The 17,960-nt window shown below is 67.7% G+C and carries 20 protein-coding genes; 11 read left to right on the forward strand and 9 right to left on the reverse strand.

What is annotated here, in order from left to right:
* Positions 1–36: 36 nt before the first annotated feature.
* The 8 genes from KBY81_RS08980 to KBY81_RS09015 all read left to right on the forward strand — a co-directional run bounded on the left by KBY81_RS08980 (position 37) and on the right by KBY81_RS09015 (position 7,390).
* Entirely contained in the window at positions 37–921 is an 885-nt protein-coding gene (locus tag KBY81_RS08980) for a hypothetical protein (protein WP_254976294.1), read from the forward strand.
* A 662-nt stretch (positions 922–1,583) separates the two neighbouring features.
* On the forward strand, positions 1,584–2,606 hold the full coding sequence (locus tag KBY81_RS08985; protein ID WP_254976295.1) for a sulfotransferase: 1,023 nt from the start codon (positions 1,584–1,586) through the stop codon (positions 2,604–2,606).
* 51 nt (positions 2,607–2,657) lie between these two features.
* Positions 2,658–3,920 (forward strand): hypothetical protein, encoded by a 1,263-nt coding sequence (locus KBY81_RS08990; protein ID WP_254976296.1) that lies wholly within the window; start codon positions 2,658–2,660, stop codon positions 3,918–3,920.
* A gap of 296 nt (positions 3,921–4,216) precedes the next feature.
* On the forward strand, positions 4,217–6,049 hold the full coding sequence (locus KBY81_RS08995) for a patatin-like phospholipase family protein (RefSeq protein WP_254976297.1): 1,833 nt from the start codon (positions 4,217–4,219) through the stop codon (positions 6,047–6,049).
* Positions 6,046–6,285 (forward strand): hypothetical protein, encoded by a 240-nt coding sequence (locus tag KBY81_RS09000; RefSeq protein WP_146134638.1) that lies wholly within the window; start codon positions 6,046–6,048, stop codon positions 6,283–6,285. Before KBY81_RS08995 ends, KBY81_RS09000 begins: the two co-directional genes overlap by 4 nt.
* On the forward strand, positions 6,285–6,470 hold the full coding sequence (locus tag KBY81_RS09005) for a hypothetical protein (RefSeq protein ID WP_146134637.1): 186 nt from the start codon (positions 6,285–6,287) through the stop codon (positions 6,468–6,470). The genes KBY81_RS09000 and KBY81_RS09005 overlap by 1 nt, the downstream gene beginning before the upstream one ends.
* A gap of 252 nt (positions 6,471–6,722) precedes the next feature.
* Positions 6,723–6,995, forward strand: coding sequence for a type II toxin-antitoxin system VapB family antitoxin (locus KBY81_RS09010; RefSeq protein WP_106222394.1), 273 nt, complete (start codon positions 6,723–6,725; stop codon positions 6,993–6,995).
* Positions 6,989–7,390 carry a type II toxin-antitoxin system VapC family toxin gene (locus KBY81_RS09015; protein WP_254976298.1) on the forward strand — a complete coding sequence of 134 codons (402 nt, stop codon included), beginning with the start codon at positions 6,989–6,991 and terminating at the stop codon, positions 7,388–7,390. The genes KBY81_RS09010 and KBY81_RS09015 overlap by 7 nt, the downstream gene beginning before the upstream one ends.
* Positions 7,391–7,652: 262 nt before the next feature.
* On the opposite strand, the gene KBY81_RS09020 is transcribed toward KBY81_RS09015, so the two are convergent.
* The 9 genes from KBY81_RS09020 to KBY81_RS09060 form a co-directional block, all read right to left on the reverse strand.
* A complete protein-coding gene (locus tag KBY81_RS09020) occupies positions 7,653–8,063 on the reverse strand; it encodes a PIN domain-containing protein (protein WP_254976299.1) in 411 nt (136 codons plus the stop codon).
* Positions 8,060–8,338: a hypothetical protein gene (locus KBY81_RS09025; RefSeq protein WP_254976300.1), complete on the reverse strand. Its 279-nt coding sequence runs from the start codon at positions 8,336–8,338 to the stop codon at positions 8,060–8,062. The genes KBY81_RS09020 and KBY81_RS09025 overlap by 4 nt, the downstream gene beginning before the upstream one ends.
* 131 nt (positions 8,339–8,469) lie before the next feature.
* Positions 8,470–8,805, reverse strand: a complete 336-nt coding sequence (locus KBY81_RS09030) for a type II toxin-antitoxin system PemK/MazF family toxin (protein WP_254976301.1) — start codon at positions 8,803–8,805, stop codon at positions 8,470–8,472.
* A gap of 5 nt (positions 8,806–8,810) precedes the next feature.
* Positions 8,811–9,035: an AbrB/MazE/SpoVT family DNA-binding domain-containing protein gene (locus tag KBY81_RS09035; protein ID WP_219904402.1), complete on the reverse strand. Its 225-nt coding sequence runs from the start codon at positions 9,033–9,035 to the stop codon at positions 8,811–8,813.
* A gap of 246 nt (positions 9,036–9,281) precedes the next feature.
* On the reverse strand, positions 9,282–10,622 hold the full coding sequence (locus tag KBY81_RS09040) for a DUF6880 family protein (protein WP_254976302.1): 1,341 nt from the start codon (positions 10,620–10,622) through the stop codon (positions 9,282–9,284).
* An 8-nt stretch (positions 10,623–10,630) separates the two neighbouring features.
* A complete protein-coding gene (locus tag KBY81_RS09045) occupies positions 10,631–10,993 on the reverse strand; it encodes a type II toxin-antitoxin system VapC family toxin (protein ID WP_254973592.1) in 363 nt (120 codons plus the stop codon).
* The gene (locus tag KBY81_RS09050; protein ID WP_106222378.1) at positions 10,993–11,214 is read right to left on the reverse strand and encodes a CopG family transcriptional regulator; all 222 of its coding nucleotides are present in this window, start codon (positions 11,212–11,214) and stop codon (positions 10,993–10,995) included. Before KBY81_RS09050 ends, KBY81_RS09045 begins: the two co-directional genes overlap by 1 nt.
* Positions 11,215–11,420: 206 nt before the next feature.
* Entirely contained in the window at positions 11,421–11,735 is a 315-nt protein-coding gene (locus KBY81_RS09055) for a hypothetical protein (RefSeq protein ID WP_254976303.1), read from the reverse strand.
* Positions 11,732–13,423 (reverse strand): hypothetical protein, encoded by a 1,692-nt coding sequence (locus tag KBY81_RS09060; protein WP_254976304.1) that lies wholly within the window; start codon positions 13,421–13,423, stop codon positions 11,732–11,734. Before KBY81_RS09060 ends, KBY81_RS09055 begins: the two co-directional genes overlap by 4 nt.
* Before the next feature lie 40 nt (positions 13,424–13,463).
* On the opposite strand from KBY81_RS09060, the gene KBY81_RS09065 reads away from it, so the two are divergent.
* From KBY81_RS09065 to KBY81_RS09075, 3 genes are all read left to right on the forward strand, one after another.
* Positions 13,464–16,376 carry a glycosyltransferase gene (locus KBY81_RS09065; protein ID WP_254976305.1) on the forward strand — a complete coding sequence of 971 codons (2,913 nt, stop codon included), beginning with the start codon at positions 13,464–13,466 and terminating at the stop codon, positions 16,374–16,376.
* Positions 16,373–17,203, forward strand: coding sequence for a peptidylprolyl isomerase (locus KBY81_RS09070; protein WP_254976306.1), 831 nt, complete (start codon positions 16,373–16,375; stop codon positions 17,201–17,203). Before KBY81_RS09065 ends, KBY81_RS09070 begins: the two co-directional genes overlap by 4 nt.
* The coding region (locus tag KBY81_RS09075) for a cyclic nucleotide-binding domain-containing protein (RefSeq protein WP_254976307.1) at positions 17,200–17,960 on the forward strand (761 nt) is incomplete at its 3' end. The genes KBY81_RS09070 and KBY81_RS09075, both read left to right, overlap by 4 nt.

Below are 17,960 nucleotides of genomic sequence, written 5' to 3' on the forward strand. Positions count from 1 at the left end.
TGGTCACTATCACCGTCCCATCCACTTTTCTGATTCTTGGAACTCATTCAACACCCTCACTGGCTAGGCGACAAGAACGTCGATTTTGACTATCTCTATTTGCCTCTCGCTCTTAAGTCTGCAACACTGAGCAATCCAAGCCTGAATGTTGTTTATATCAATGCGAATGATTCCAAATTAAACATCAAAGGGGTAACCGAACTGCCTCTCGCAGAAGTTAACGATGATCTCGACAAGCTTTCGGACTACTACTTACACCTCTCGCCTAATCAGTACCTTTTTGAACTTCATTCGATACAGAGGCACTTCGTCTTGCGTAATGCCATGCGAAGACTATCGATTAAGTCAACTTTTATCAGCGAAGGAGATGTTCTCCTGCTTCGCCCTTTTCAGTCTGTTCTAGGATCAGAGTTTTCAAAGGATATTGACGCCCTCTTGACTGATAAGAACTGCGTTTCTACCGGATGGGTCACTCTCGACTATGTTGAATTTTATTGTGATCTAGTCTTGAAGATATACAGCACAGAGAGCTTAAAACAAGGCATTGCAAAAATCTATCAAGACATGCAAGACAAAAATCAACAAGGCGGAATTTGCGACATGACCTTCTGCCACTTTATAAATATTGAAGCTTATGGCTTTAAGAATAAGCTTAGAGTCGGCGATATATGTGCTCCGTTTCACGAGCACGGTCAAAAGCTTATCTTTGACAACTTCCTGCCCAGACTGGACATCGGTGGTCTAAAGCTAAAGGCAGGATTATGTAACTACAGAAAGCAAATGATCAAACAGTTGACAATTGACAATGGGACTGTACTTGCAGAGACCACGGATGGAGAGCTTGTTGAAATGGCCTCTCTGCATTTCCAAGGCCAATCCAAGCGGTTAATCAGCTACTACTTCTCAAATGCACTTTGCTAGAGGGAAAAGCACAGTGTATTTCGTAAATTCAATGGTCGCAAGCCGGTCTTAACTTAAGTCTGGATTTACAAAAGTGAACCTAGCCTGACCAGCTATAGCAAAACATACATAAATTGTAGTGCTTTTCTTCATGGCTTGGGTCTGAAAAGACAATGGATCTCCTTTGCTACAGATGATTGTAGCGACTGAAGAAGATTAAATGGATGGACATAGCCTCGTTAACTTCCGACAAGTTGCCCAGAGGTTTCACATTTTCATCGAGAGCCTTGTCAAAGGTTGACGATCTAAGACTCCTTCCTTGCTGGGCGACGATTTGACAAGCGGGACTGCGCAACACAATAAATGGGTCTCAGGGTGCGACAACAGGGTTCCGAACTTTTTCCGGAGCCTAGCGATGCTCGCCTCTCTGAAGCTACTCATCACAATGCGGAACATGACCAAGCGCACAGCAGGGTTGAGCCTCAACCAGGTTGTAGTCGGACAGACGACCAGGATGCCGCCAACATCGGAAGGTCTCTGCCCTCGGACCTCCCCGACGATTGCAGGCTCCCGATACCGATACCATTCGCCACCTGGCCTTGGGCGGTGATCCATGCGAGGCCCGAAGCCTCTGGCGGCGAGGGCTGGCGGCAGCCGGAGGGGGAGGTGATCCAGCCCTGACCGTGATCGGCGCCGAGCTCTCCTGGGCCTTTGGCCGCAGTCGCGACGCCCTGGCCCAGCTGCAGGAGCTGCCCACAGCCGAGGAAGGCCCCCTAGAGCTGGCCGATCTGTTCCCCCAGGGCGTCGAACTCGCCAGGCGCCATGGCGGCGAGGGCTGGCTGCAGGAACTGCATCGCCACCTGCGGAGCCACCGGCAGATCCGCGCCGCCGAACAGCTGCGCCAGCAGGTGGGCCGCTCCTGGCCGTCCATCGCGCCGCCCGTGGTGCGGACCCTCCACCATGTGGCCTGCAGCGGCGGCACCCTGATCAGCCGCTGCCTGGCGTCCCTGCCGGACGTGGTGCTGCTCAGCGAGCTGAACCCCACCAACCGTTACGGGGCAGCCTTCAACCCCAGCCATCCTCTGGCGCTGTATGCGCTCCAGGCCGGTCCACTGGCGCCGGAGGTGGAGCAGGCCGAATTCCTTGGGCAGATCACCCAGGTGCTCGATCTCTGCGCTTCCCGTGGATCGGATCTGGTGATCCGCGACCACAGCCATTCCGATTTCTTCCGCGGCTCCGCCGTGGCGCCACTGCAGCCGGTGCGGCACTGGTTGGCACCCCACCATCCCCTTCAGTCGGTGGTGACCCTGCGCCATCCGCTCGACAGCTGGCTGGGCCTGATCGCCGCCGGCTGGCACACCCAGTTCGAGCCGACCACCCTGCTCACCTACTGCGACCGCTACCAGGCCTTCCTCGACGCCTACGACGACCTCGACTGGATCCACTACGAAGCCTTCTGTCGCCAGCCGGAGCCCGTATTCCGGCAGCTCTGCGATGCCCTCTGCCTTCCCTGTGACGTATCAGCCCTGGAGCGTTTCGCCACCCGGAAGCTCAGCGGCGACAGCGGCCGCAGCTCCGATCGCATCGAACCCCGCCCGCGCCGCCCCCTGCCGGACGCGGTGCGCGCCGAACTGGCCGATCCCGCCACCTCCCGGGCGCTGGGGCAGCTATGTGTGCGGATGGGCTACGGGGCTGACGCCTGGTGAATCAGGCCCGAGCGTCCACGCCATGATCAGCGGACCATGCGGCCAGTGGCGATGGGCCAGGAGGCGTTCGACAGCAGCGATCCAGGGGAATGGCTCCGGCACGCCCGTGAGCTGATGGGCGCCCTTCAGCCAGGCCCGGAGCAGGGGCGTCAGCTCCAGCAGGCCTTCCTGGCCTTCCTCCAGGCCCGGAAGGAGGGGGCGAGGGAGGCAGAGGTGAAGGCGGCCCAGCTCGAGATCGTGGAGGCCAGCCTTCAGGAAGCTCTGGCGGCAGCAGACCAGACCAAGGCGGCTGATCTCATGGGTCAACGATCAGAGGCCGCGCTTCGCTGGAACGAGGCCCGCTCCAGGGCCTGTGACGCCCTGCTCCAGGGCGAGTGGCAAGCGGCCCAGGCAGTGATCAGATCCTGGCTGTCGGCTCAGCATTCCGAGACAGCACCTGCCGCGACCATCGAGACCCTGACCGAACTGCATCTGAATGCCTGTTCCGCGGAGCATCCACGCCTCCCGGGGATGTGGCTGGTGGAAGGCCGCTCTCTGCCGCGCAGTGGCCACCATTATCTGAAGTCTCTCTTCGCCAGGGCCTGCGGCGATCACTTCTCCTACTGCGAAGGCTATCAAGAGCCAGGCTGCTGCAGAACCAGCCCCTGCCATGTTTCGGCCTACTGGCACTTCGCGCGGGATCGCCGTCAGCCCCACCTCAGGCTGCTGAAGTCGCACGACTTCCATCTCGAGGATGCAACCTTCGAGCCACCGATGGGCATGGTGCGGCTGGTCCAGGTGCGGCGGCCGCTCCATGCCCTGGTGTCCTGGCTTGAGCTGGAGCAACTGAACGAAAATCGGCAGCTCCTGCAGCAAGCGAGTCTTGCCCTGGAGCGGATCTATCTCTATCACGAAGCCGAAGTCCTTGAAGAAGCCTGGCGGCTGATCGACCAGGCCGGCGTTGTGATGACCAGCGAGCAGGTCTCTGAATGGCTGAACCGCAAGGTTCGCTACGTCGTGGGCTTTCTTCAGAAGTGGCTGCCCCTGGCGAAGCCCTTCCCCTTCGGTCATCGCCTGTCGGGGGGGGACGTCCTGTTGCGCTACGAAGATCTTGGGCGTTCCCAGGAGCTTCTGGAATCCTTCGGCCTGGCCAGACTGGACGAGGAGCATGGCCTTGCCTTCACTCCTCGCCATCCCGATGTGATGCAGCGGCGTTCAGCCAGGGTGGCCGAGCTGATTCAGGCGCACCGGAGAGAGCTGGAGGAAGCGGAAGCCGTGGTGTTCGCAGAGGTTCCGTCCATGCAGGAGCTTTACCCTGTCGCCGCCAGGGTGTAGCCCACAGCCCCCATCGCTTCACAGCCGATGATCCTTCCCGGTGGTCCCCGTCTCACCTGGCTGTGGGCCCTGGTGATCGGCCTCTCCGCGTTTCAGGGCGCCAGCCCCCTCTGGCTGCCGCCAGGCGCACCGCTACATCAGCCCATCTGCCGCCTGATGCCGGGGTTGGCCACCTGTCGATCGCGATAGCTTGATCGAGAAAGCTTGAGAAGGATGTAACGGGCGCTCACAAATTTGGCCTTGCGCTTGACATCCACTTATCAACCTCACAAGGTTGAGAAAACTGAATCAATTCGATGCCTCGCAAGCTTGCCATCGTGATCTCAGGAGCCGTCTCGCTTGGGAGCTATGAAGCCGGGGTGATGTATGAGGTGCTGGAGGCCATCGCCCTGCATAACGAGTCTGTCGGTGCCGATCATCCAGAGCGTGTAGAGATCGATGTGATCACCGGCGCCTCGGCGGGAGCCATGACAGCCGCCATCCTGAGCCGACAGCTGTATTACGGTGGCGAGGCCTTACGGCAGCCATATCACCGCAACCCCCTGTTCAACGCCTGGGTCTGTCAGATCAACATTGAAAAACTCCTCAAGGTCACTCCGGATAAGCACAAGTATTCCCTGCTGAGCTCCGACGTTATTGACGACATCGGCCAGAAGGCGATTCCCGATGATCCCTCGCAGGCCCTGGATCTCCACCCGGCTGCAGACAAATCCCTGCTGCTGGGCATCGCGATGTCCAACCTCAATGGCTACAAACAGGAAATCCCCGGCTCCAAGTACAACGATTCCTTCGCCTATTCCCGCTACAAGGATCAATTCGTCTGCCGCCTGCAGCGTCAGCCGGCGGAGGCTGATCCGCCAGGCTCCCTCCATCCCGGCCCTGCCGAAACGATCCATCTGTCGGAAATGGAGCCGCAGATGACCAACGGCAAGGTGACCTGGTGCCCCATGCAGACCTGCGACTGGGGAATTCTTCGTTTGATGGCGTTGTCCTCAGGGGCTTTTCCGTTTGCGTTCCGGGCCCGGCGCATCGTCCGATCCGGCGGGTCGAAGAAGAGCATGATGGCCACGAGGGACAGCGGCCGTAAATCCTCCGCCGGCGACCAGCTCTATGGCGGCAACTATCTCTATACCGATGGCGGCGTTTTCGAAAACGAGCCCGTGGGGATGGCGGCCAACCTCATCGAAGCCATCGGTACAGGGCAACAGGATCTGAACCGCAGCTACCTGTTCGTTGCACCCGGCAAGCGAACCATCGATGCCGATCCGTTCTTCAACACCGAGGATGATCTTCTCGCGATGGCGACCGGGCTGATCAGTGCCATCTTCGGTCAGTCGCGGTTTCAGCAATGGGTCACCGAGGGCCTCACAGGCCAGCTGCTCACCGTCACCGCCACCGAGGCCACATTGGTTGGCGATACATTTTCGGCTTTCGGTGGATTTCTGGAATTTCAGTTTCTAGCTCATGACTACAACATCGGTCGCCTTAATGCGCGTCAGAAACTGCGCCAAGGAAGTTTCGATCATCTGATCAACGATTACCGATCTCTTGATGCATTGATGCCGTTGATCGACTGGCCGAAGCCATGTCCGAGAAATGACCGAGCGAGTAGTGATCCGGCGGACTCCACGGTTCCAGCCGTGCCGGCCCGACCCCACAGCCTGGAACGGACCTCCGACGGCTATGGCGACTGTGAAACCGACGCCTGGAAGGCGGCCCGACAAAGGCTGGCACCGCTGGCCAGGCCCAGAACGACGAAGGCCGATGGTGCTCGAAAGCGTGACCTAGGAGGAGAACTGAGCCTTCTCATGAGCGCCGTTCATGAGAAGCGCCGCAAACTGATTGCGGATCAGATCCTGGCACGCGTCGATTCGCTGGTCGGCTTCGCCGTCGGCAAACTTCTCGATCCCAGTCAGGCACGGCGGCGCCCGGTGCGTTTCGTCTTGCGGCTGGCTCTGCCTGTGCTCACGTTTACCGCACAGATGTTGTTGAAGCCAATGATTTACCCTGTCATCAGTCGGTACATCCTTCACCCCAGGCTTCCTGCCGAGCCGCCCCCAAAGGAGGCCTGCTGCGGCGAAGACGACGACAAGGCACCCTCCACCACGAATTGTGCTCCTTGGGGGTGAGCACCAGCACGATCGAAGTGCGGCAGGTGACGGCGCGGCTGCACCATGACCGGCTGATCGTCTACCTCGGCAGTGAATGGGTCTGCCAGCGGCCCTGCGCCTATGGCACCGGCAGCCATGGCCCGAGGGCCTTGTGCATTGCCGCTGTCATCGCCACCATTTCCCGGATGAGCACTGGTGGAACTTCTGGCAGTGCCTGCTGGCCAGCGGTGACCGTGACGGCGCAGCCCGGCTGATGGTTGAGGCGCTGTACGTGGCGGTGCGGGTGGCGTCCTTTGAGCGGGTGCTCGCCTTCCTGCAGCAGCGCTTCCGCGTGCCGCCTCGCCGCAGCACTCGACCTGACCCCGTCATTCCCCAACACCTGCTGGCCTCCTATGACCGCCTCCTCCCGGGTGCCCCGCTCAGCAGCAGCTCAAGCTGATGCCTGGGTTGCCGGCCTGCGGGCGTTGAGGCTGGCGGCGGCAAAGCCTTGGCGAGCAAGGCGATGCCTGCAGGACGTCATCGCTGTCCCACTGCCGTGGGTGGGGCCTGGCCCCGCCCATGGCTCCTGGCCGCAAACACCAGGACCGGATTCGCCCACGAATCCCACCAGCACCCACAGGCACGCCTGCGGCAGACCAAGCAAGCCCAGGGGGCGTCTACACTGAATGTCGGTTGTCTACACGCTGGCCTGATGGCGCTGAACATCCGCAACCCAGAGGCCGATCGCCTGGCTGGGGAGGTGGCTGCCCTCTCGGGGGAGAACAAAACCAATGCCGTCATTCAAGCCCTGCAGGAACGGCTGCAACGCCTCAAACAACAGCAGCGTGAGGCCGCTGGGCGCCCGAGCCTGGCCGATCGCCTCGATGAGATCGCCCTGCGTAGTGCAGCGCGACCACGGAAGGACAACCGCACGCCCGAGGAAATCCTCGGCTACGACGCCATTGGACTGCCGGGCGGATGGTGATTGACTCATCCGCCATCCTTGCGATTCTGCAGAACGAACCGGAGCGTCGTTCTTTCAATGAGGCCATCCAATCTGCCAAGTTCCGGCGGATGTCCGCTGCTTCCTTGCTCGAACTCTCCATCGTTCTCGAAGCCCGCTTTGGCGCCGATGGCCAAGGAGACCTGGATGTGTTTGTGGCCGCCGCAGAGATCGAAGTGGTCAGCTTCGACCGCGACCAGGCGGAACTCGCACGCCTGGCCTTTCGTCGTTTCGGCAAGGGACGCCATCGAGCCGGGTTGAATCTGGGCGACTGTTTCTCCTACGCCCTGGCGAAATCCCTCGCTGCACCCCTTCTGTACAAGGGCGATGACTTCATCCACACCGATCTTGCACCGGCGATGGAGGCGGGCCGCTGAAGGGTGAGTGCTCGGCCGCCCTCAGGGACCACACCCAGCGGGCATCCCGCCCCAGCTCTCCCGCGAAGCGTGACCCGGACGCCATCAGGGTGTCGTGTTCCTCTGGTGTGAGCACGAGCGCGTCGCAGCTGAACGGCAGCAGCTCCAGTGGCCAGGGCCGATCGAGGTCGCTGCCTACTCCTGCTGGCATGTCCCGCCTCGGCACTGTCCATGGCCTGGTCCAGATCCGCTGACGCCTGATGCAGCCAGTCAGCGGAACGGCTCAGGACACCACCACCAACCGCAGCCCCGGCACCTGCCGAAACGACGCATCGCCGGTGATCATCACCGCTTCATCACCCAGCTGCAGGCAACAGGCGGCCTGCAGCGCATCCGGCGTGCGCAGGCTGTGTTGCCCGCGCAGATCGGTGGCCAGCTCCACCACGGCCGCCGTGAGCTCGACCCAGATCAGATCCGTACGGCAGAAAAAGGCATCAAAGATGGCCAGGGTGGCTGGATCACGGCGACGCCGTGGGCCGACACGACATTCCAACCAGCTCAGGCGGCTGACGGCCGTTCCCATGCCTGGGTCGCTGGCGACCAGCTCGGCCAGCGCCTGCTTGACGCCATGAACCCACGGCTCGCGGCCCTCCAGCACGTAGATCAGGGCACTGGCATCAAAAAAGGCGATCACCAGTCGCGTTCCTCCTGCAGCGCCGCATCGATCTGCTCCTTGGTGCGGCCCTCCGCGGCCGTGGGGCAGCTGATCAGCCACTCCAACGCCGAAACCTCAGGCGGCGGGGCCAGGGCCGCTCGCTGACACAGCAGCTGGTACTGGCGTTCACTGAGCACAACCCCGGCCGTGCGGTTCCGCTTCATCAGATGCACCGGGCCCCTTTGCAGGGCCTCTTCGATGGCGGCGATGCCGCGCCGCTTCAGCTCACTGGAGCTGAGGTGACTGCCGTTCACCCGATCCATCTCACGCCAGGGCCATCCCCTGCCCCACACCCTAGCCGCAATTCAGTACTGAAGGCAGTACTGAAGCCTGCGTGGCTGGATCCATCCGCCGAACCACCTCCACAAGGCGGCCTTGGCAGCGTTCAGGACGCGGTGGGCAGGAGCTTGCCCAATTGGGCCTCCACCCCGGCGCGATCGGCGGCGGCCAAAGCACCCAGCCCCCCTGACACCAGCCGCTCGTCGAGGGTGAACAGCTTGAAGCGCACCAGGCAGGGCTGGGGCAGTCCTGCGGCCTCCAGATCCTCCAGAGGCCAATCGAGGGGCCACGACGATTGCCGCGCCGATGTGATCATCGCCAGCAGCAGATGGCCGCAGCCACGCTGGAAGTCGCTCTGGGAGAGCACCAACGCCGGCCGCAGCTTCTGGGCCTGCCGATCCGTGAAGGGGAACGGCACGCGCACCACCGCGTACCTCTCCAAGGGGCTCATAGATCGCGGAACGCCTCCTCATCCTCCGGGCTGCTCCACTCGCCCAGGCTGCTCTCCAGCCCCTGCAGATAGACCAGATCCAACGGCGCCACAGCCCGCACGCGCACCGAGCCGTCCTCCAACTCCCAGCTGAGCTGATCGCCTTGCCGCAAACCCAGGGCCTCACGCACCGCCTTCGGCACCGTGACCTGCCCCTTGGCGGTGAGTGTGGCGATCTCCATCGCTGGCATCGCTGGCCAACCAATCACTGGACTTCACCCTAGGCCGGAACCCTCCTTGTCGTAAGGCGTCCTTACGGGTTTGCGGCAAAGCTGCTGGCTGACGCTGATCCATCCCCGGGGCTTCAAGGCCATCGGGTCCTGTCCGCCCGGCCGGATCCCAGACCTGTACAGCCTGTACAGAATGCCGGATCCAGCTGCCGACCCCACCCCACCGAACGCATCCCCACCAACAGCAACCCTAAGCATTTACGCCTCCACCAGTTTCCAGAAGCCCCAGCGCCCCCCGAAGCCCTCCTGCAGCCGCCCCACGAAGGCGGCATGGTCGGGATGGCCCTGCCAGTCGTGGATGCGGTCGGCCAGCCGGTCGCAGTGGCGCAGGTGTTCGGCGGCATGGCGGTAGCGGTTGGAGCGCCCCATCGCCAGCGCCCCCCACACCATCGGCCGCAGCAGCAGCGTGGCCGCCAGCGGGTGGTCGGCGCTGAGCCGCTCGGCGGCGGCGCTGAGGATCCCGTAGGCCTCCCCGTCCCACGCCGTGGCCTGGGCCAGCACCAGGCGGGCGGCCCGGGGGAGCGCCCCCCACCCCACCAGAAACTCCAGTCCCAGCAGACGGTTCGGGTGCCGCTCGGCCACCCCCAGGGCCCGCTCTTCCGCCTCCCCGTCCTCGAAGGCCTCGAGGCGCCGCAGAAAGTCGCGCAGGTGGGGGATCGAAAGCGTGCGGCAGAACCACTGCCAGCGCATCTCCTGGGCCTCGGCGGGGCGATCGAGGGCCTCCAGCACGGCCACGCGGGTGTCCTGCCAGACGCCATCGAGCCGCCCCGCCGGTTCCGTGCCGGCGCCATCGAGGATCTCAAGGGCCTCGGCCGCCCGGCCATTGGCCAGCAGCACCCGGGCCACGTCGGCGGCGATGGGGCGCCGGCGCAGATCCGCGGCGCTGAACTGGCCCCGGTAGCCCTCCCCATCCCCCCGCGTCTCGGCGATCTGCAGCAGCAGCCCGCTGCCATCGCGGGCCCCCCGTTCGCGGCAGCAGCCCTCCAGCCGCCGCAGGCCGGCGTCGCCCAGGGCCTCCTGCAGGGCCGACACCAGCCCATCGAACTGGCCATGGTCGTTCTCCAGCAGCAGCTCGGCGGCGTGCTCGGCCAGGGCCTCCGGCGCCAGCCGGGCGGCCACCGCCAGCGTCCCGAGCTGCCCGGCGGCCCGCTCGAACACACCGATCACCGCCCCGGTGCCGTCGGAGCAGCGCGCCAGCACCCCGCCGGAAATCTCCAGAAACCGCAGCAACAGCTCGCAGGCCACCCGGGGGTCCTCGGCCGCGATCGGCCCGGTGATCGCCCCCAGCTGGGCCTCCAGATCACTGAGCAGCGCCGGGCGCCGGGCCGAGCCGATGAACGTCCGGGCCCGATCGATCGCCGCCAGCCGCTTGCGCACCTCCTGGGCGGCGTCGCCGGCCCCCTCCGCCGCCGCCAGTGCCAGCCGCAGCCGCCGCTGGATCACCGCCTGGCCACTGGACACCTCCATCAGCAGCTCCGCCAGCGCCGCGGCCCCCAGGGCCTCCAGGTTGCGGGCGTTGAGGCTGCGCTTGCTGGCCACGGCGACCTTCAGAGGGTGTAGGGGACAACCACGTCGGCCAGCTGCTCCGGAAAATCCCGGCTGTTGCGCGTGGCCAGCCGCAACTGATGGCAACGGGCGGTAGCCAGGATGATGGCGTCCGGCACCTTCAACCCCAGGGCGCGGCGGCAGTCCACCGCCTCTCTGGCCACGGCGCCATCGAGCGGCAGGCAGTGGAACCCCCGCAACCACACCTCCACCGCCTCGCTCTCGCCCGGGCCACAACCCACCAGCACCTCGATCCAGGTGATCACGCTGATGGAACAGCGCGGCTGCGCCTGGATCCACTCCAAGGCAACATCCCGGCCCTGCAACACATCGATCAGGATGTTGGAGTCGAGCAGCAACCCCATCAGTGCGGGTCCCAGTCCTGCCGAATCCGCCGCTGCAGCGCCACCCCATCAAGGTCCCGGTCGCTCCATAGCCCGAACACCTCCCGGTGGCGTGGACGCTCCCGCTCCAGCCAGAGGGTCAGAGCCTCCCGCAGCGCCTGGGCCCGGGAAATGCCCCGCTGGGAACAGAGGGCATCCAGCTGATCGCGCTCGCCCTCGGGCAGATCCACGATGGTCCGCATGACATGACCGTCATCAGATGACGTCATCCTAAGTGCCGTTGACGCCGACCCTGTACAGGCTGTACACAACGCTGCAGCCTGCCAACCAGCCCCCTCCGCCGCCCGCAACTGCGGACCGTCGGTGGACGCCATCCCGACGTCAGCAGGGCATCCATGGGTGACCTCCGGCGCGAACCCTTACCTCAGTCAGCCGGAGAAGCTGCCCGTCACTGCCCGTCGGCCAGGCGCTCCAGCACCGCCGCCGCCCCCTCGGCGCCCGCCAGCGCCAGGGCCTCCACCAGGCTCAGCAGGGTCGCCTGGCGCTGGCCCAGGGCCACAGCCTCCTTCGAGGCGCCCAGGGCTTCGGCGTGGGCGAAGGCCAGCCCCACCTGCTGCTGCTGCTGCCGCGCCTGGGCCGAGGGTTCGATCAGCTGGCTGAGGGCCACCCCATAGCGCAGCCAGGCCGCCGGCTCGTGGCTCTCCACCCGGTGGGCCGCGATCACCGCCCGCCAGTCCGTCGGCCTGGGGTCCGGCTGGCTCATCGGCCCGGCTCCGCCACCGCTTCAGTCCCCAGCCACGCCGCCAGGGGGGAGGCCAGCGCCACCGCCAGCACCCCGTAGCGGCTGCCGATGGCCTGCACCAGGGGCAGCCGATAGGCCCCGCCCCCAGCCAGCAGCACCGTGAACGGACGCTCCTGGTACAGCGCCTCCACCGCCGTCACCAGGGCCTCCAGGCTGTGCTCGAAGCCTGCCGCGGGCCGCTGCGGGTGGCGGCTCTGGGGCACCGCCAGGCAGCGCAGGCCGAAGGCCCCCCCGGCGAACAGCCGGCCGGCCCGGTGCGCCTCCTGCAGCGCCGCGACCGCTTCGGGCCCCTCGCCCACCAGCACCACCTCGCCGCCGCCGAGCCGCTCCAGCAGGGCGGTGCCGCCGGGCGGCTGCCGCCGCTGGCCCGCCTGCCCCCAGGGCTGCCACAGCTCCAGGGTGGCCCCATCGCCGCTCCACACCTGGGCCTGCAGCAGGGCCTGCAGCGCCGGCCGGGCCCACTGCCGCAGGCTCTCCAGCGGTGCATGGGTGGTGGCGTAGAAGCCGGCCTCCCGCTCAAAGCGCCGCAGCAACTCCAGCGTGTCCGCCGGTTCGGGGCCCTCCACAGCCGCCGCACCCCAGAAGTCGCTGTCGTGATGGCGGCGGCGCAGTTCGGCCAGGGCCTCCTCCAGGATCTCGGCCGGCCCTTCGGCGCGCTGCAGCAGCTGCAGCTCCAGCGGATCCAGCTCCACCACCAGGGTGCCGGGGCGCCACTCCACCGCCGGCAGGGCGGCCGCCGGCGCCGGGCCGGGCCGTTCCTCCTCCTCCAGCCATTCCGCCTCCAACACCTCCACCCCCTCGCCGGCGCCGGGGCGCCTGACCCCACGGCCCTGCTGCAGCAGCTCCAGGCTGAAGCGGGCCCGCAGCAGCGCCGCCTCGAACGCCGGCCGCTGCTCCGCCGCCACCGGTAACCGACCCACGCGCTCCACCAGCCGGGCCAGGTCCGCCTCCGCCAGGGCACCGGCGGGCGGCAGCGCCTCGATCAACCGCTCCAGGGCGGCGCGCCAGGCCAGATCCACCCAGGCCGGCACCGGATCAAGCAGCTGGGCCAGGCGCAGGAACAGATCCAGGCAGGGCCCCGCGGCGTCGGCGTCCGTCCGAAGCCGCTGCTGCCAGGCCAGGGCCCCGTGCTGCACCAGCTGCTGCTCCAGTACCGGCAGCCAGTCGGGCACCGCCCAGGGCTGGGCCGCCGTCGGCTCGAGAATCCCCGCCATCCGGAGGCAGAGCTCGGCATCACCGGCCCGCTCGGGAAGGCTGAAGTCGACCGGCTCCCCGTTGCGGGGCACCAACCGCCCGTGCACCTGGCCCGCCAGCTGCCCCAGCAGCTCGCCGTAGCGCTGCCACAGCACCGCCGCCACCGCCGGCCGCGACGCCGCCAGCTCGATCACGTGGCCCAGCAGATCATCGTGGGCAGCCAGGGCCAACTCCACGTGGCCCTGCTCCAGCGCCTCGCGCAGGGCTGCCGCACTTGCGTCGGTCAGCTCCGCCAGCAGGGAGTCGTCCCCACCATCCGCCCCAACCCGCAGCGAGGCGATCAGCTGGTGGTACGCCGGGTAGGGCAGCGCCAGCTGCCGCAGCAGCCGCAGCGGCACCCAGACGCCAGCCTCGCCGCCATCGCCGCCCGCGGTGTCGATGGCGGAACGAGACAAAGCGGGACAGGGGCAATAAGGTTCCGCCAACGATTCCAGCATGGCTGCGATGCTCGCCGAGCCGCCCGGCACCCTGGAAGGCAGCGGAGCCTCCCTCGCTGAGTGGCGTCGCCCCGGCCTGGTGGGCCGCCTCGAAGGCTGGAGTCCGGAGGGCGGACTGGGCGGCTGGGCCTGCCCCTGGCCCCTGCAGCCCGACGCCCCCCCCCTGCGCCTGCAGCTGCTGATCGACGACCTGCTCGTTCCCGGCCAGCGCCGGCTGGTCGCCGAACTGACGGCGGCTCAGGCCCGGCCCGATCTGCAGCCCCTGGGCCTCGCCCAGCCCTGCGGTTTCCGCTTCTGGTGGGGGCCCTCCCATCCCCTGCCCCCCTATGGCCAGGGGCTGGTGCTGCGGGTGCTGGCCGCCGAGGGCGGCGTCGAGCTGGCCGGCAGTCCGATGCGCCTCGATGCGGCCACCTACGCCCAGATCGACCAGCAGCGGCAGCACGGTCCGGTGCGCGACGGGGCCTTCACTCGCCTGGAGGCCCCCCTGCTGCACGGCTGGGGCCGGGGCCCCGAGCCCCTGCTGCTGCGCCTCGATGGCGCCACCAGCCTGCCCATCGCGCCCCCCGCCCCCCTGCCGGAGGGGCCCTGGCCCTTCCAGCAACTGCTGCCCACCGCCCTGAGCGACGGCGCCATCCACCACCTGCAGCTGGAGACCGCCACCGGCCAGGTGCTGGATCAGCGCTTCGAGCTGCTGCCCTTCCACCTCACTCCCTGGGCCGCCCTGCAGGAGCACGCCCGTCCCCCCTTCCCCGACGAGTTCGCCCCCCTGGCCCGCGAGCGCTACCGCAGCCTGCGCATCTGGCTCGCCTGGGCCGACGCCCACGGCACCCCCCTGCCCCCCGACCTGCCCCTGCTGCAGCGCCTGCTGGAACACCCCCTGCCCCGCGAGGGCCGCGGCCTGGAACCCGGCCCCGACGGCGGCGCCGTGCCGCGCCAGCCCCTGCACCTGCCGATCGCCGCCGATCCCCTGGTGTCGATCGTGATCCCGGTGCACAACCAGTACGCCGTCACCCGCCGCTGCCTGGCGGCGATCGCCTACGCCCCCACCCGCGTCCCCTTCGAGGTGCTGGTGGTCGACGACGGCTCGACGGACGGCACCGCCGAGGCCCTGGCTGCCGAGGCTCCCGGGGTGCGCGTCATCCACCACGACTTCGCCCGCGGCTTCAACCAGGCCTGCTGCAGCGGCGCCGCCGCCGCCCGCGCCCCCTTTCTGGTGCTGCTCAACAACGACACCGAACCCTGCGCCGCCTGGCTGGAGGAGCTGCTCGATCCCTTCGAGCGCTGGCCCGACACCGGCCTGGTGGGGGCCCAGCTGCTCTACCCCGACGGCCGCCTGCAGGAAGCCGGCGGCATCGTCTGGGGCAACGGCGCGCCCTGGAACTACGGCCGCGGCGGCAACCCCCACGACCCCCGCGTCGCCTACGCCCGCCAGGTGGACTACGTCAGCGCCGCCGCCCTCGCCGTTCGCCGCGAGCTGTGGAACGCCCTCGGGGGCTTCAGTCCCGAGTTCTCCCCCGCCTACTACGAGGACACCGACCTGGCCTTCAAGGTGCGCCAGGCCGGCCACACGGTGCGCTACGCCCCGCTGGCCCGGGTGATCCACCACGAGGGCAGGAGCTGCGGCACCGACACCGCCGCCGGCACGGGGCTCAAGCGGTTTCAATCGGTCAACGGCCCCCTGTTTCAGCAGAAATGGGCCGGGGCCTTCGAGCCCAGCGGCGAGCCCAGCCACGCCGGCGCCGAAGCCATCAAGGACCGGGGGATCCTGGGCCGCGCCCTGTTCCTCGACCAGGAAACCCCCCGGCCCGACCGCGACGCCGGCAGCCATGCCGCCCTGGTGGAGATCGAGCTGCTCCAGGCCCTGGGCTGGAAGGTGACCCTGGTGCCCCTCAACCTCGCCTGGCTGGCCAACTACAGCGAAGACCTTCAGCGCCGCGGCATCGAAGTGCTCCACGCCCCCTTCGTGCTCTCCCTCGAGCAGGTCCTGGCCGAACGGGGCGCCGAGTTCGACCTCATCTATCTCACCCGGTACACGGTGGCCGCCGCGGCCCTGCCCCTGATCCAGCGCCACGCCCCCCAGGCCCGCCTGCTGTTCTGCAACGCCGACCTGCACCACCTGCGCCAGCTGCGGGCCGCCCGCGCCGAGGGGCTGGGGGGCGAGGCGGCCCGGCGGGCCCTCGACGCGGTGGAGGAGGTGAAGCGCCAGGAGCTGGCGGTGATGCGCCAGGTGGATCTCACCTTCAGCTATTCCGACGTGGAACGGGCGGTGATCGAGGCCGAGACCCTCGGCGAGGCCGCCACCGCCCCCTGCCCCTGGGTGGTGCAGGGCCCGGAGACCCCCGCCCCCTTCGAGGGCCGCAGCGGCCTCGCCTTCCTGGGCAGCTACGGCCACCCCCCCAACCGCGACGCCGTCGAGGCCTTCCTGCAGCAGGTGTGGCCCGCCCTGCTCCAGCAGCGGCCCGAACTGCGCCTTCACCTTTATGGCAGCGGCCTCGACTCCGCCCTGGCCGCCCGCTGGGGCGCCGAACCCGGAGTGATGGTGGAGGGCTGGGTGGCCGATCCCGCCACCGTGTACGCCCGCCATCGCCTGTTCGTGGCGCCGCTGCGCTCCGGCGCCGGCCTCAAGGGCAAGGTGGTGGCCGCCGCCGCCCATGGCATCCCCCAGGTGCTCAGCCCCCTGGCCGCCGAGGCCACCGGCCTGCGCCACGGCCAGGAGGTGCTGATCGCCCGCAGCCCCGACGACTGGTGCCGGGCTGTGCTCCACCTGGTCGACGATGACGGCGCCTGGCGGGCCATGGGCGCCGCCGCCTTCGCCTACGCCCGCGCCACCTGGAGCCGCGACAACGGCCTGGACCTGATGGCCGACGCCCTCGATCGCCTCCAGCTGCCCCACCGGAGGTCCTCCCCATGACCACCCCCCGCGACACCCTGCCCGAACCCCTCGCCGGCCTGCCGGAGCCGGCGGTGGTGGAGCTTCCGCCCGGCCGCCCCTGGCTGGCCCTCTCCGAGCTCAACCGCCTCATCCGCCAGCAGGGCCAGGCCCATCCCCTGGCCCGCGCCTGGGTGCTCGACCAGCTCGTGCACGCCATCCCCCTGCGCGTGGGGGAGGAGAAGGCCCTGATGGCCGCTTTCCTGCAGCGCCGCGGTATCACCGACGACGAGCACGTGCCCGGCTGGCTGCAGGAGCGCGGCCTGGTCTTCGACGACCTGCGCATCCTCGCCACCCAGAAGCGGCGCCTGCAGCGCCTGGTGCGCTGCCGCTGGAACGACGAGGTGGAGGTGCGCTTCCTGCAGCGCAAGCCCGAGCTCGACCAGGTGGTCTATTCGCTGCTGCGGGTGGACAGCGAGGGCCTCGCCGCCGAGCTCCATCACCAGATCGCCGAAGGGGAAGCCGACTTCGCCGACCTCGCCCCGCTCCATTCCGAAGGCCCCGAGCGCCACTGCCGCGGCCAGATCGGCCCCCTGGCCCTCGCCACCGGCCACGACAGCCTGGTCAGCCGCCTGCGCCGGGCCCGCCCGGGCCAGCTGTTCGAACCCTTCCAGGCGGGCGACAGCTGGGTGGTGCTGAGGCTTGAACAGTTCCTGCCGGCCGAGTTGAACGACGCCACCAGGGAGCGCATGATGGGCGAACTCTTCGAGGAATGGCTCGAGCAGCGGGTGCGGCTCCTCCTGGAAGGTCAGCCGCTGCCGCCCCTCGACGCGATGCTCGCCCTGCTGCAGGAGGACGACAGCCCATGACCTCCTCCCCCGAAGCCATCAGCGGCCTGCTCAGCGACTTCGCGCCCTTCGACCGGCTGCCGCCCGCCCGTCGCGACGCCATCGACCCGCTTCTGGAGCCCCTGCGCTTCCGCATCGGCCAGACCGTCCTGCGCCCCGACATGCTGCCCGAGGGTGTGCTGCTGCTTTGCAGCGGCCAGCTGCGCAGCCTCGGCCCCGGCCCCAGCGGCCGGGGCCTGCGCACCATCGAGCGCCTCGGCCCCGGCTCCCTGGCCGGCTGGGCCGGGCTGCTGCGCCGCGATCCCTGCGAACACCTGCGCGCCACCACCGACGTGGAGGCCCTGCTGCTCCCCGCCGCCGCCTTCCGCGACCTTCTCCAGGGTCATCCCGACTTCGCGGACTGGTTCGCCAACCGGCCCAGCACCGCCGAGCTCCACACCCTGCTGCTGGCCCTGGCGAAGCGGGATCCCCTCGGCGAAGCCCTCCTCGACGACTGGCCCATCCCCACCGACCAGGTGCGTCTGCGCAGCCTGCGGCCCGGCGCCCCCACCGAGCTGGGCCTGCCCCCCGGCTTCCGCTGGTACGCCAGCAGCGGCCTGCCCCTGGCCGAGCCCTGGTCGGACCGTCCCCTGGCGGCCCCCGGCCCCGAGGCCCCCTGGCTGCGGCTGGTGGGCCTGGCGATCCCCCGGGAGGCGGAGGCGCCGATCACCCTCGGCCCCGAGCCCCTCACCCCCACCGTGCTGGCCGAGGAGGCCGGCGGCACCTACGCCCCCGCCCT

The sequence above is a fragment of the Cyanobium sp. Lug-B genome, from assembly GCF_024345635.1.
In the GTDB taxonomy this organism is placed as follows: domain Bacteria; phylum Cyanobacteriota; class Cyanobacteriia; order PCC-6307; family Cyanobiaceae; genus Cyanobium; species Cyanobium minutissimum.